The 13,247-nt window shown below is 37.5% G+C and carries 10 protein-coding genes; 7 read left to right on the top strand and 3 right to left on the bottom strand.

Annotation, left to right across the window (positions count from 1 at the left end):
• Positions 1-115: 115 nt before the first annotated feature.
• The 3 genes from NST00_RS07445 (at position 116) to NST00_RS07455 (ending at position 4,053) form a co-directional block, all read left to right on the top strand.
• On the top strand, positions 116-2,215 hold the full coding sequence (locus NST00_RS07445; RefSeq protein WP_340709825.1) for an MMPL family transporter: 2,100 nt from the start codon (positions 116-118) through the stop codon (positions 2,213-2,215).
• A gap of 328 nt (positions 2,216-2,543) precedes the next feature.
• Positions 2,544-3,566, top strand: coding sequence for an NAD(P)H-dependent flavin oxidoreductase (locus NST00_RS07450; protein ID WP_016838651.1), 1,023 nt, complete (start codon positions 2,544-2,546; stop codon positions 3,564-3,566).
• A 70-nt stretch (positions 3,567-3,636) separates the two neighbouring features.
• Entirely contained in the window at positions 3,637-4,053 is a 417-nt protein-coding gene (locus tag NST00_RS07455) for a hypothetical protein (protein WP_016838652.1), read from the top strand.
• 54 nt (positions 4,054-4,107) lie between these two features.
• Here NST00_RS07455 and NST00_RS07460 read toward each other — a convergent pair whose 3' ends face one another.
• Entirely contained in the window at positions 4,108-4,428 is a 321-nt protein-coding gene (locus NST00_RS07460) for a thioredoxin family protein (RefSeq protein ID WP_016838653.1), read from the bottom strand.
• Positions 4,429-4,755: 327 nt separating this feature from the next.
• On the opposite strand from NST00_RS07460, the gene NST00_RS07465 reads away from it, so the two are divergent.
• The 4 genes from NST00_RS07465 to NST00_RS07480 all read left to right on the top strand — a co-directional run bounded on the left by NST00_RS07465 (position 4,756) and on the right by NST00_RS07480 (position 10,777).
• Positions 4,756-7,140, top strand: a complete 2,385-nt coding sequence (locus NST00_RS07465) for a 3-hydroxyacyl-CoA dehydrogenase/enoyl-CoA hydratase family protein (RefSeq protein WP_096551698.1) — start codon at positions 4,756-4,758, stop codon at positions 7,138-7,140.
• A 30-nt stretch (positions 7,141-7,170) separates the two neighbouring features.
• Complete coding sequence (locus tag NST00_RS07470) at positions 7,171-8,346, top strand: acetyl-CoA C-acetyltransferase (RefSeq protein WP_016838655.1); 1,176 nt, start codon at positions 7,171-7,173, stop codon at positions 8,344-8,346.
• A 38-nt stretch (positions 8,347-8,384) separates the two neighbouring features.
• Entirely contained in the window at positions 8,385-10,166 is a 1,782-nt protein-coding gene (locus NST00_RS07475) for an acyl-CoA dehydrogenase family protein (RefSeq protein ID WP_016838656.1), read from the top strand.
• Between the two features lie 83 nt (positions 10,167-10,249).
• The gene (locus tag NST00_RS07480) at positions 10,250-10,777 is read left to right on the top strand and encodes a hypothetical protein (RefSeq protein ID WP_340709826.1); all 528 of its coding nucleotides are present in this window, start codon (positions 10,250-10,252) and stop codon (positions 10,775-10,777) included.
• Here NST00_RS07480 and NST00_RS07485 read toward each other — a convergent pair.
• Together NST00_RS07485 and NST00_RS07490 are read right to left on the bottom strand one after the other, a co-directional pair.
• Positions 10,758-11,864: a hypothetical protein gene (locus NST00_RS07485; RefSeq protein ID WP_016838657.1), complete on the bottom strand. Its 1,107-nt coding sequence runs from the start codon at positions 11,862-11,864 to the stop codon at positions 10,758-10,760. The genes NST00_RS07480 and NST00_RS07485 overlap by 20 nt on opposite strands.
• An 11-nt stretch (positions 11,865-11,875) precedes the next feature.
• Entirely contained in the window at positions 11,876-13,177 is a 1,302-nt protein-coding gene (locus tag NST00_RS07490) for an SPFH domain-containing protein (RefSeq protein ID WP_016838658.1), read from the bottom strand.
• Positions 13,178-13,247 lie beyond the last annotated feature (70 nt).

The raw sequence follows: 13,247 nt of genomic DNA on the forward strand, positions 1-13,247 counted from the left end.
ATTATTGTCCTCCTGTTAATTTCTTTTAGATTCTCAATAGGTATAATTTTACTTTAAGGCCCAAATAATAGATTTGAAAATCCAGATTTATTTGGCGAAAAAATAGGAGGACAATATGAAATTTATACAGGCACTAACGGATAAAGTCGCTACAAAAAAAGGGGCTTGGATTACTATTGCCATTTGGTTATTAATCATGATTGTTATTAGTGCAGGACCTAAATTAAGCGACTATAAAACAACCAACTTTCAAGCATTACCAAATAATGCAGAATCCATTATTGCCCAAAATAAGTTAGATGAGTTTTTTCCTAATGATCAAGGAACACCAGGTATATATGTATTTCATAAATCAGATGGAGAGATAACCGTTGAAGAAGTTGGAGAAATTATTGATGGTATTAAAAAGGCCGATATTGAAGGAATAGAAACAATTGTAGACGTTTCGAAATTACCTCCTCAAGCATTATCGGCATTCATATCTGAAGATAAAACGACAATGATTGTTCCAATGAATTTAAAGAATGGCTTAGGAAGTTCCGATTATGCTGAAATTAATGATAAAACAACTGAGGTAGGTACGAAAATTGCAGAGGATTTAGGGGTAGATTTTTATATTACAGGACCTGCAGGTATTTCGGGTGACACAGTTAAACTGTTCGAATCTGCAGACTTCAAACTTTTATTTGCAACAATCATCATTATTTTAGTTTTATTAATTGTCATTTATCGTTCTCCTCTACTTGCTCTTATACCGCTTTTGGCAACGGTAGTCGTGTATCAAATTGTCAATCAAACCGTTGCATTGCTAGGTGCTGCAGGGCTAGAAATTAATAACTCGACAACTTCCATCATGAGTATTTTGCTGTTTGCAGCACTTATTGATTATTCATTATTTGTATTTTCCCGCTATCGAGAAGAATTGAATAAGCATGAAAATCAATTTGAAGCAATGAAAATTGCAATGCAGTCAACAGCAAAACCGGTGCTATTTGCAGCAGGTACTGTGCTCGCTGCAATGGTTATTTTAATTTTTGCAGACTTCCGAGAATATCAAAACTTTGCTCCAATTTTTGCAACTGCCATGATTATTATTATGATTGCTGCTATTACTTTTGTCCCAGCATTATTTGCTTTATTTGGTCGAAAAGCATTTTGGCCGAAAATTCCAAAGTATGGTGAGGAAAGTGAAGTAAAACATAGCATTTGGGGTCCTATTGCAAAGTTTGTCACATCAAAACCAGCACTAGTTGGGGTAGCAGTCATGCTGTTTTTGTTAATTACAGCAGCTAACATTATGAATATTAAATATGAATTTAATATGGTAAAAAATTTTCCTGAAGATTTACCTTCTCGTGTTGGTTTTGAAATCGTGGAAGAGAAGTTTAATAAAGGGGATTTAGCTCAAACAACTGTACTTGTTACCGGTGAAGACTTAACATTTGAAAAAATACAGGAAATTGCCCAAGATTTTTCTGAAGTTGAACAGATTGGTTCTGCTAGAGCTTCAGGAATTACCGATGATGGGAAACACGGGAAAATAACCATCTCGTTAAATGAAGATCCGTATAGTGTTGAAGCCATTGATTTTATTCAAGAGTTCCGTGAAGCCAATGCAACATATCGTTTATCCAATGACAAAAAAGTGGAATTAGAGTTTGCTGGTACAACGGCAAAATTAGTTGATGAAGAAGAAGTCAATAATCGTGATATTAAGATTATTTTTATTTTAGAAACATTCCTTATTCTAGTACTATTGCTCATTCTTACACGTTCTATTAAAATGCCGATTTATATGTTGGCAACGATTTTAATTTCCTATGCTTCTGCGTTAGGTTTAGGATTATTTTTGTTAGATTTATTCTTTGGATATGATGCAGTGTCAACTCGTGCACCGGTATATGCGTTTATCTTCTTAGTTGCATTGGGAATTGATTATAATATCATCATGGTCAGCCGTTTCATCGAAGAGCGGAAATATAAAAGTGTAAAGAATGCTTTAGAAATTGCTGTTCGAAACACAGGTGGAGTGATATCATCAGCAGGTGTGATATTAGCAGCAACCTTCGCAGCTTTAACGACAATGCCAGTAATCGATTTATTTGTTTTTGGCTTCATTGTCGCTGTCGGCATCATTATTGATACATTTTTAGTGCGAGGAATGTTATTGCCTTCTCTCATTTTATTCTTTGAACGAGATCAGAAGGGCGTCTGAAAAGTCATTTTCAGATGTCCTTTTTCAATTTGCACAAATGAATGATGAGAATATTTGTATACCCATAAATTGACAAAATATTTGTAAGATGTAAAGATAGTTGATAAAGAAGAAAAGACAAATCGTTAAGTTTTATTGTTATCAAAGAAGCGGCTCGACAATGGATGTGCAGAAACAATATCGCGATTTCCTTAAAATACAACCACTTGAAGCATTTTCATTTTAAAGAGCTGTTCGGTCGTTTAAAAGGTTGTAGTTTGAAGTAACTCCTATAAATTTTTGTGAATGTCTAAAAGACTATATATTGATTGAAAGGAGTAGATATTACATGTTCAGCAACTTAAAATATCCAATAATTCAAGCGCCGATGGCAGGGGGGATTGCAACGGTCGATTTAGCTCTTGCAGTTTCACAAAATGGTGGACTTGGGTTTCTAGCAGCGGGTTATAAAACTCCAGAAGCAATCGAGCAGGAAATCATCAAATGCAAAGAAGCCGCTTTGCCTTTTGGGGTGAATATTTTTGTTCCTCAAAACGACTCCCTTGATGAGTCATTGTATTTGTATAAGGAGCGCCTTGAAGAAGATTTCCAAATTCCATTAACAATTCCAAAACCCGATGACGATTATTGGACGGAAAAATTGGAGTTAGTCAAGACGTATAAAGTCCCTTATGTTTCGTTTACATTTGGTTGTCCAACCAATGAAATCATTGAACAAATTAAAGAGAATGGCAGCTATGTAATCGTTACGGTGACCAATTTAGAGGAAGCAAAAATTGCTGTACAACAAGGAGCAGATGCAATTTGTTTACAGGGGATAGAAGCTGGAGGGCATCGAGCAACTTTTCAAAATGTGGATGAAGAATCTTATGTACCACTGATGGAATTCATATCTACGGTTCGAAAAGAAATGGCAGTTCCAATAATTGCTGCTGGAGGCATTATTAATGGTAAGGACATTCACCTCGCATTAAATGCTGGAGCTGATGTGGTGCAGCTAGGTACGGCTTTCCTTTGTACAGAAGAAAGCGGAGCTAACCCAGTTTATAAACAGGCTCTTCAATCTGGAGAGTTTACAGAAACAGCCCTTACACGTACATTTTCAGGTCGACTTGCGCGGGGATTGAAAAATGAATTTATGGTGAAGTATGAAAGCATTGCACCAGCCATTTATCCCGCTGTCAATACATTAACGCAGCCGATTCGTGCAAAAGCATTGAAAGATCAAAACCCTCAAGCCATGTCACTTTGGGCAAGTACACGTTTTAAAGAGATTCAGTCAGGTACAGTAAAAGAGATATTTGACCGACTTATTAAAGAATTGGAGCTATGTCGCTCTTCATGTATTTAGACATAGGGGAAATTTGTTGTGACATATAATGATTGAAAATTCTTTCAATTTGTAGGCAAGGGGGACATTTGTGAAGAAAATTTGGCCATATGTATGGAAAATAATTTGGTTTGTTGGGTTAATTATTTTAACAATTATTAGTTATAATATTGAACAACATTTATCAAATAAAGTTCTTTATAACGTAACTCCATTAAATTGGAGTCATTTTATCATTCATTTTATTTGGGGGATTTATTTATCGCTTATTTGTATTAATAGATGGAAGATTCAGTTCAACTTTCCATTATTCATTTGCGTATTTATTCCTAGTTTTGTGTTATCGCTTTATCTTCCTTTAACTTCGGTGTCAATCATTAACATCCCTGTAGGTATGTGGTTTGCTAAAGTTTACTCTTCAGGATTGATTGAAATAGTAGCCGGTTTATCGTTAATGGTTAGCTTATTTTATCCTGCGAAAAATGAAAAAGAAAACATATTTTTATAGAAATTGAAAGGACATAACTTTTTTGATAGAAGTTATGTCCTAAATTTTTCAAAGTTACACCGTTTGCGCATCCAAAAATTGCGTTACATCTTCCGGTGTTTTGGCGTTGGCACTATGAAGGTGAGCTAATTTTTCACCGTTTTTATAAATTAATAAACTTGGAATTCCCAATACTTGATATTTTTCAGCCAGTTCTGGGAAATCATCGCGATTGATTTCGAACCATTCATACTGATTGTACTTTTCAATAATCGGATCAATAAACATGTTCATGCGTACACAATCAGGGCACCAACCTGCATAAAATTTAACTATCACTGGCTCGTCCTTGCTAATAATTTCATTAAATTGTTCAATTGACGTAATTTCTTTCAATTTTTTCGCCTCCTTACCTAGTAGTTTACACATTTTAGCGAATGTCGGAAAGAAATATGTTTGGAGTGTAAATAACAAACTATTAAAATATCAATTAATTTTTCGAAAATTTTAATAAAAGGATTGCGAAATTCTGTAAAATCATCTACACTAAATACAAGAATAGTTGCTTCATGTATTTTTTTTAAACTAGAAATGAATAGCCATTCATTTTCTTGAAAAAAACATCTTCAAATGAGGAATTGAATAAACTATGAATGAACAAAGGGGAAACTTATAGCGAAAATGAATGATTGTTCATTCAAAAGAGTGAAGGGGGAATTGTTTGTGACGTATAAAATTGAAAAAGTAGCAGTAATTGGATCTGGGGTTATGGGTTCCGGTATTGCAGCTCATTTAGTAAATATCGGTATACCAACATATATGTTGGATATTGTTCCAAAAGAACTAACGAAAGAAGAACAAGAAAAAGGATTGACACTTGAACATCCAACAGTGAGAAACCGCATTGTGAATAATGCTGTACAAAAATTGTTGAAACAAAAACCAGCTCCGCTAACTTCACCAAAAAATTTAGCACTGTTAACAGTTGGGAATTTAGAGGACGATTTAGATAAGTTAAAAGAAGTAGATTGGATTATTGAAGTAGTTGTCGAAAATCTTGATGTGAAGCGAAACTTATTCGAAAAAATAGAACAGGTGCGAAAGCCTGGTGCCATCGTTAGCTCAAACACTTCCGGAATCAGTGTAAATAAGATGGTGGAAGGCAGAACGGAAGAATTCCAAAAACATTTTTTAGGAACGCATTTTTTCAATCCGCCACGCTATCTAAAATTGCTTGAAATTATTCCTACTGAACATACATCGCCAGACGTTGTAACCTTTATGAAAAATTTTGCGGAAGATGTGTTAGGCAAAGGAGTTGTAATAGGTAAGGATACACCAAATTTCGTGGCCAACCGAATTGGTACGTATGGCTTGCATATTACACTCCATGAAATGCTAAAACGAGGATATTCAGTTGGAGAAGTAGATTCAGTAACAGGACCTTTAATTGGCAGACCGAAATCTGCAACTTTCCGGACACTTGATGTGGTAGGGTTGGATACGTTTATTCATGTGGCAAAAACAGTGTATGACCAAACTACTGGTGAAGAACAAAAAGTTTTTGAAGTTCCAGAACTGATTCATAAGTTAGTGGAAAGAGGAGCCCTCGGTGCAAAATCTGGTCAAGGTTTCTATGTGAAGAAAGGAAAAGACATTTACGAAATCGATCCAAACACGCTAGAGTATGTTCCACAAAAGAAATTAAAAGCTCCTTCCATCGAAATGGCAAAACAAACAAAAGGGTTAGATAACAAGTTAAAAACATTAGTATACGCAAATGACCGAGCTGGTGAACTACTGTGGAATATTTTTGCTCCAACATTGATCTATTCTGCAGAATTAAACGGCATTATTGCAGACAACATTGTGGAAATCGACAATGCCATGAAATGGGGATTCGGTTGGAGCCAAGGTCCGTTTGAAATGTGGGATGCAATCGGCGTAGAAAAATCCGTTGCGAAAATGGAAGAAGAGGGTCGCAATGTTCCTGAATTTGTGAAAAAACTATTAGCGAAAGGCTATAAATCATTCTATCAAGAAATAGATGGCCAATTAGCATTCTTTAATGGAGAAGATTATGAAATTATTCCTGTCAATGAAAAAGCAATTGATTTAAAACGTTACAAAAAACAGCACGGCGTTCTTAAATCAAACTCTGGTGCTAGTTTGATTGATATCGGGGACGGCATTTTACTTCTTGAATTCCATTCGAAATCAAATGCCATTGGATTAGACATCATTCAAATGATTAACTATGCAATCGATGAAGTAGAAGCAAATTACAAAGGGCTTGTCATCGGAAACCAAGGAAAGAATTTCTGCGTTGGTGCAAACCTTGGCATGATTTTAATGGAAGCGCAAGATGACAACATATTTGAACTTGATTATGTTGTGCGTGCATTCCAAAAAACGATGCGTCGCATTAAATATTCGAGAAAACCAGTTGTGGCAGCTCCGTTTGGCATGACACTCGGAGGTGGAGCGGAAGTTTGCTTGCCAGCAGCACGCATTCAAGCTTCAGCAGAAACGTATATGGGACTAGTGGAAGTTGGTGTTGGATTAATTCCAGGAGGCGGCGGAAACTTAGCTCTCTATGAAAAGGCATTGGAAGGTCTTCCAAAAGGTGTGGAAATTGATTATCAAGCCGTTGCGAATAAAGTATTTGAAACAATTGCGATGGCGAAAGTGTCCACTTCTGCGGAAGAAGCTCGAGAAAATAACTTCTTAAGCAATCAAGATGGCATTTCCGTAAATCCGGATCATCTTATTTACGATGCGAAGCAAGTAGCACTTTCCTTATATGAATCTGGTTATAAGCCACCAGTGAAAAAGAAAATCAAAGTGGTTGGTGCACCTGGTTATGCAACGATGTTGTTAGGAGCACAGAACATGTACACAGCAGGTTATATTTCAGAACACGATTTAAAAATTGCGAAAAAACTTGCTTATGTACTGGCTGGAGGCCTTGTACCATATGGAACGGAAGTAGATGAAGAATATTTGTTAAATTTAGAACGCCAAGCGTTTTTAGAGCTTGTGGCTGACCGTAAATCTCAAGAGCGTATGCAACATATGCTCGTAACTGGTAAGCCGTTGCGCAATTAATTCGGAAAAAGAAACAAAGGGGGATGTAATATGCGTGAAGCAGTTATAGTGTCAGGAGCGAGAACGCCAATTGGTAAAGCAAAAAAAGGGTCACTCGCTCAAATGCGACCAGATGATTTCGGCGCAATCGTAGTAAAAGAAGCCATTCAGCGTGCAGGCTATGAGGGAGAAATAGATGATTTAATTTTAGGATGTGCAATGCCTGAAGCGGAGCAAGGCATGAACGTAGCAAGAAATATTGGAGCATTAGCAGGACTACCAGATACAACTCCTGCGATTACAATTAATCGTTTCTGTTCTTCAGGTTTACAATCCATTGCATATGCAGCTGAAAGAATTATGCTTGGTCATGCGAAGGCTATTGTTGCTGGTGGAGTAGAGTCAATGAGCATGGTGCCAATGATGGGACACGTTGTTCGACCAAATCCAAAATTGGCAGAAGAAGCGCCACAATACTACATGAGCATGGGCCATACGGCGGAAGAAGTTGCAAAACGTTATGGTGTTAGCCGTGAAGATCAAGACGATTTTGCGGTGCGTTCTCACGAATTGGCTTATAAGGCGATTCAAGAAGGAAAATTCAACGATGAGATTGTTCCAATTGATGTTGTACAGCATTACGTTGATGAGAATAACACGTTAAAAGAAAAACGCTTTACATTTTCTATGGATGAAGGGGTACGACCAGATACATCGAAAGAAGTTTTAAGTAAACTGCGTCCAGCATTCAGTATAAATGGAACGGTAACAGCGGGTAATGCTTCACAAACTTCTGACGGGGCTGCAGCACTTCTTGTGATGGATCGAGAAGAAGCTGAAAAGCAGGGATTAAAACCGATGGCAAAATTCTTAAGCTTTGCAGTGGGCGGCGTTCCACCTGAAGTGATGGGAATTGGACCAATTGAAGCAGTGCCAAAAGCGTTAAAACTTGCAGGGTTAAAACAAGAGGATATCGACTTATGGGAACTAAATGAAGCATTTGCTTCTCAATCTATTCAAGTTATTCGTCATCTTGGTCTCGATCTTAATAAAGTTAATGTAAATGGCGGTGCGATTGCGTTAGGACACCCGCTTGGAGCGACGGGAGCAATATTGACGTTAAAGCTAATCCATGAATTAAGACGACAAGAAAAGAAATATGGCGTTGTTACGATGTGTATCGGTGGCGGTATGGGAGCTGCTGGCGTGTTGGAAGTTTTATATTAATCAATTTGTTAGCAATAAATCGATAGGGAGGAATTAACATGGTTCAAACAACAGATTTTGTAAAGGGTGGAAGTTTTTTAATTGAAGATGTAGATTTAGAAAAAGTATTTACACCTGAAGATTTTACTGAAGAACATTTAATGATTGCTAAAACGACGGAAGAGTTTGTAGAAAATGAAGTATTGCCGTTAATAGATAAATTGGAAAATCATGAATTTGAACACTCCGTAAAATTAATGAAACAAGCAGGTGAACTAGGGCTACTTGCTGCAGACATTCCTGAAGAATATGAAGGTCTTGGATTAGATAAAATTACATCAGCTCTTATCGGCGAAAAAATGTCTCGCGCAGGAGGCTTTAGCTTAACGCACGGTGCTCATGTAGGAATTGGATCATTACCGATTGTCCTGTTTGGAAATGACGATCAAAAGAAAAAATATTTACCGAAATTGGCTAGCGGTGAATGGATTGCTGCATACGCATTAACAGAGCCAGGATCCGGTTCCGATGCGTTAGGTGCAAAAACAACTGCGAAATTAAATGAGGCAGGAACTCATTATATTCTTAACGGTGAAAAACAATGGATTACGAACTCAGGCTTTGCAGATGTATTCGTTGTGTATGCGAAGGTAGATGGTGAGCATTTTACAGCATTCATCGTTGAACGTTCATTCCCTGGCGTTTCTGTTGGTGCAGAAGAGAAGAAAATGGGTATTAAATCTTCATCTACTCGTACATTGATTTTAGAAGATGTACCAGTTCCAGTGGAAAATGTATTAGGGGAAATTGGTCGAGGACATGTTGTGGCATTCAACATTTTAAATATCGGTCGTTATAAATTAGGTATTGGTACAGTGGGTGCATCAAAAAGAGCATTGGAGCTAGCAATCCAATATACAAATCAACGCAAACAATTTAACACACCGATTTCTAGCTTCAATTTAACAAAAGAAAAAATTGCGACAATGGCATCTGAACTATATGCTTCTGAATCGTTGAATTACCGTACAGTAGGATATTTCGAAGATCGTTTTAGCAAACTTTCTTCTGAAGAATTAAAAGATGGTAAAGCGGTAGCAAAAGCTGTTGCGGAATATGCAATTGAATGCTCGATTGCAAAAGTTGTTGGTTCTGAAACATTAGATTACATTGCGGATGAAGCAGTACAGCTTCATGGTGGATATGGTTTTATGTCTGAATATGAAGTGGAACGCATTTACCGCGACTCCCGTATCAACCGTATTTTCGAAGGAACAAATGAAATTAACCGTTTAATAGTACCTGGTACATTCATGAAAAAAGCATTGAAAGGAGAACTTCCTTTATTACAAGTTGCTCAAAACTTGCAACAAGAACTTCTCATGCTCATGCCTGAAGAGGTTAGCGATGAGCCATTAGCACAAGAAAAATATCTTGTGAAAAATGCGAAGAAAATTGGTATCTTAGCTGCTGGTGTTGCTGCTCAACGCTTCGGTACAAAACTTGAACAGGAACAAGAGGTATTGGTAAATATTGCGAATATCGCAAACTTTGTATATGCAATGGAATCAGCAGTATTACGCACTGCAAAAGCAATTGAACGCGACGGACTTGAAAAAGCGAAGCAAAAATTACTATATACTCAAATTTATTGCCAAGAAGCCTTTGCTGAAATTGAAAAAGAGGCAAAAGAAATTGTCATTGCTTCTGTTGAGGGAGATAATGCACGTATAACACTTTCTGCTTTACGTAAATTAACTCGTCACAATCCTTATAATTTAATCTTGAAAAAACGTGAAGCTGCTGAACGACTAATTGCAGCAGAAAAATATATCGTGTAATGGTAGAGAGCTGCTCACAAGTGAATCACTTGTGGGTAGCTTTTTTGTCTTTATAGAGTGAAGAATAACTGCACAAGCAAGGGTTGTATCTGCAGAATGGGTTATCTGCACGAGCAAGGGAGCTATCTGCACAAGTGAAGGGGGTATCTGCACGAGTAGAGATTGTATCTGCACAAGTGAAGGGGGTATCTGCACGAGTAGAGATTGTATCTGCACAAGTGAAGGGGGTATCTGCACGAGTAGAGATTGTATCTGCACAAGTGAAGGGGGTATCTGCACGAGTAGAGATTGTATCTGCACAAGTGAAGGGGGTATCTGCACGAGTAGAGATTGTATCTGCACAAGTGAAGGGGGTATCTGCACGAGTAGAGATTGTTTCTGCACAAGTGATGGAATTATCCGCACGAGTGGAGGAGCTATCTGCACAAGTGGAGGAGTTATCCGCACAAGCTAGAATGAATCCGTACGAACAAGGGAGCCAACCGCACAAGCAAGAGCACTATCCGCACAAGGTAAAGGATTATCAAAGAAAAACGTTACGAAAAAAGAGCGACTTGCAAACATATACATTTTCTCAAGCCGCTCTTCATTCTAATATGAATTCTCCATAAAAAAGAAATAACCTAATAGGACAAATAGAAGAAGGATGAAGATTGTGATTGTAACTTTAATAGGAGAGATTGGATATTCTCCACCGACTTTGCCCGTTTGGCCATTCACCATAAATTGATAGACTTTATCTCTGTATCGAAAAGTCGATAGCCACAAAGGCAACATCAAATGTTTATATGTAATATCAGAATGGACTGTTGAAAATCGTAAATTTTTAACTACATGGGCGCGATGTTTCCATAAAATATGTTGTGTAATTTGAGATTCTAGATAATGATGAATTTCATTTTTGGCGATTTTCCAGCCGTCATCAAGACCAATACTGTATCGTTCAGCTACAAAACCATGCAAATACTCTTTTTGGTATGGGCGAGCATTTGTTAAATAAAAAGGTTCCACTTTGCTTAAAATATGAGCATCGTAGCGAGTAGAAGCGAGAACAAGGTGATCATCAATAAATTCTTGATAAAATCCTCTTGTACGATACCAGTCAGTAACGGTTTGAGGTTTTCCATCCTTATCGTATACCGTTCTTCTTCTACCATATGTTGCTGTATACTGTGAAGCGGTCTTTGTATCAAAAGTCCAGTAAGGCAAATAGATGCCTGTAAATGCTTCGGCTTTAGCTGATTGTCTAGCCTCATTAGGAGCAAACCATCTCCCTTTTATCCATTTTTGAAAGTTTTCGTTTGCTTGTTCCAATGTTAATTGAAATGGAATAATTCCGTTAGGAGCGATAGAGTGATCGTCTTTAATTTCCATCACATGATTTGATCCGCAATAAGGACATACGTTGGCTACTTCCAACGCATCATAGACTAATTCAGCAGCGCAGGCATCACAAATCACTATCTTTTTTTCGGCTCCCCAACGGAAGCTACTTCTAGCCTCTGCTTGATGGAAATCTAGCTCATCTATTTCTAAATCAGCCTCTAATTCTGCATTTGGAATCTCTTCTGTATGATGACAATAGGGACAAACTAACTTGCCTGAAGCAGGATGAAACTTGATGGAAGCACCACAGGATGGACACTTCGCATCATACTCATCTACTTCAATGAACTCTTGTTTTTCATTGGTACTCATACCAATCCTCCTTATTTGCGATCGTTTTCATCAATCACATCTCCGCATTCAGGGCAGAATTTCGGTGTAAAGGATGGATCTTTTGGTTGCCATCCACATTTATCGCATGTCAGTGCAAAGTTCGCTGGCTTTGGCGAACCGCATTCATAACAAAACTTCCCCTTATTTTCTGTGCCGCATTGACAAATCCAAGTATTTGATGTTGGTCGTTTGTTTCCGCATTCGGTACAGAATTTTCCTTGATTTTTCGCACCACAACTACATTGCCAAACAACATTTTGAGGATTTTGATCGACGGGTTGTTGTTTTTCACCCATTTCAAATAAATCTTTTGCATTGACACCACCTGCTTGCTGAGCCATTTGCAGTCCTGCAAAACCGACAAAGGCTCCTCCTTGATTTTCTGCAGCTTTTCTCATTGCTTCACTTTGAGCGTCAATTATTGTTGCTCCAGCCATAGATGGATTTCTGAACACTGCACTTCTTTGGAGTTGTTTAATCATTTTTTCATCTTCTTCTGAAGCATTGACCGCACTAATACCAAACGAAACGATTTCGATGCCTCGCTTTTTCATCCATTTATCAGATAATACTTCATTTAATGCTTTTGCAATTTCTAACGTATGTTGTGGAAGTTCGCTATAGCGTATCCCCATTGCAGAAATTTTAGCAAAAGCAGGTTGTAATGCTGTTAATAGTTCTGAGCGAAGTTGACCGTCGATTTCAGAACGTTTAAATTCATTTTGAACATTGCCAGAGACGTTAGAATAAAAAAGAATTGGATCCACAATTTTATAGGAATATTCCCCGTGACATCGGATGGAAATATCGATATCTAACCCGATATTTCGATCAATAATCCGGAATGGAATCGGTGTGGGAGTACCATATTTATTACCTGAAATCTCCTTCATGTTAAAAAAGTATACTCGCTGATCTTTTCCAGGCTCTCCACCGAAACTTAAACGCTTTCCAAAAGACTCAAAACTTGCTTTAATTGATTCGTTTAAGTCTCCATAAAAGATGCTTGGTTCTGTAGAAAAGTCATATACGTATTCTCCAGGTTCAGAGCAAAATTCAACTATTTTTCCCTGATCGACAATAATCATGCATTGCCCTTCATTGACTGCTATTATCGAACCGTTGCTAATGATATTGTCGCTTCCTTTACGGTTAAAACTTCTTTTACCGCCTCGTTTTTTTCCTTTGGTTATTAATACATCTGCAGGAATAGAGTCACAGTAAAAATACTCTCTCCATTGGTCAGATAAAACGCCGGCTAATGCACCGACACCCGCTTTTAATAAGCCCATACCATTCCCTCCAATAATCAAAATTTACATATAATTCATTCTACTTTGATTCTCTTATGAATGCATTATT

The sequence above is a fragment of the Ureibacillus sp. FSL K6-0165 genome, assembly GCF_038004285.1.
Lineage (GTDB): Bacteria > Bacillota > Bacilli > Bacillales_A > Planococcaceae > Ureibacillus > Ureibacillus thermosphaericus.

Excerpts from the sequence above, each read along its gene's own strand:
- NST00_RS07450 (WP_016838651.1), top strand. The coding sequence starts at position 2,544 with ATGTTCAGCAACTTAAAATATCCAATAATTCAAGCGCCGATGGCAGGG.
- NST00_RS07485 (WP_016838657.1), bottom strand. The coding sequence starts at position 11,864 with ATGAGTACCAATGAAAAACAAGAGTTCATTGAAGTAGATGAGTATGAT.
- NST00_RS07475 (WP_016838656.1), top strand. The coding sequence starts at position 8,385 with ATGGTTCAAACAACAGATTTTGTAAAGGGTGGAAGTTTTTTAATTGAA.
- NST00_RS07490 (WP_016838658.1), bottom strand. The coding sequence starts at position 13,177 with ATGGGCTTATTAAAAGCGGGTGTCGGTGCATTAGCCGGCGTTTTATCT.
- NST00_RS07445 (WP_340709825.1), top strand. The coding sequence starts at position 116 with ATGAAATTTATACAGGCACTAACGGATAAAGTCGCTACAAAAAAAGGG.
- NST00_RS07470 (WP_016838655.1), top strand. The coding sequence starts at position 7,171 with ATGCGTGAAGCAGTTATAGTGTCAGGAGCGAGAACGCCAATTGGTAAA.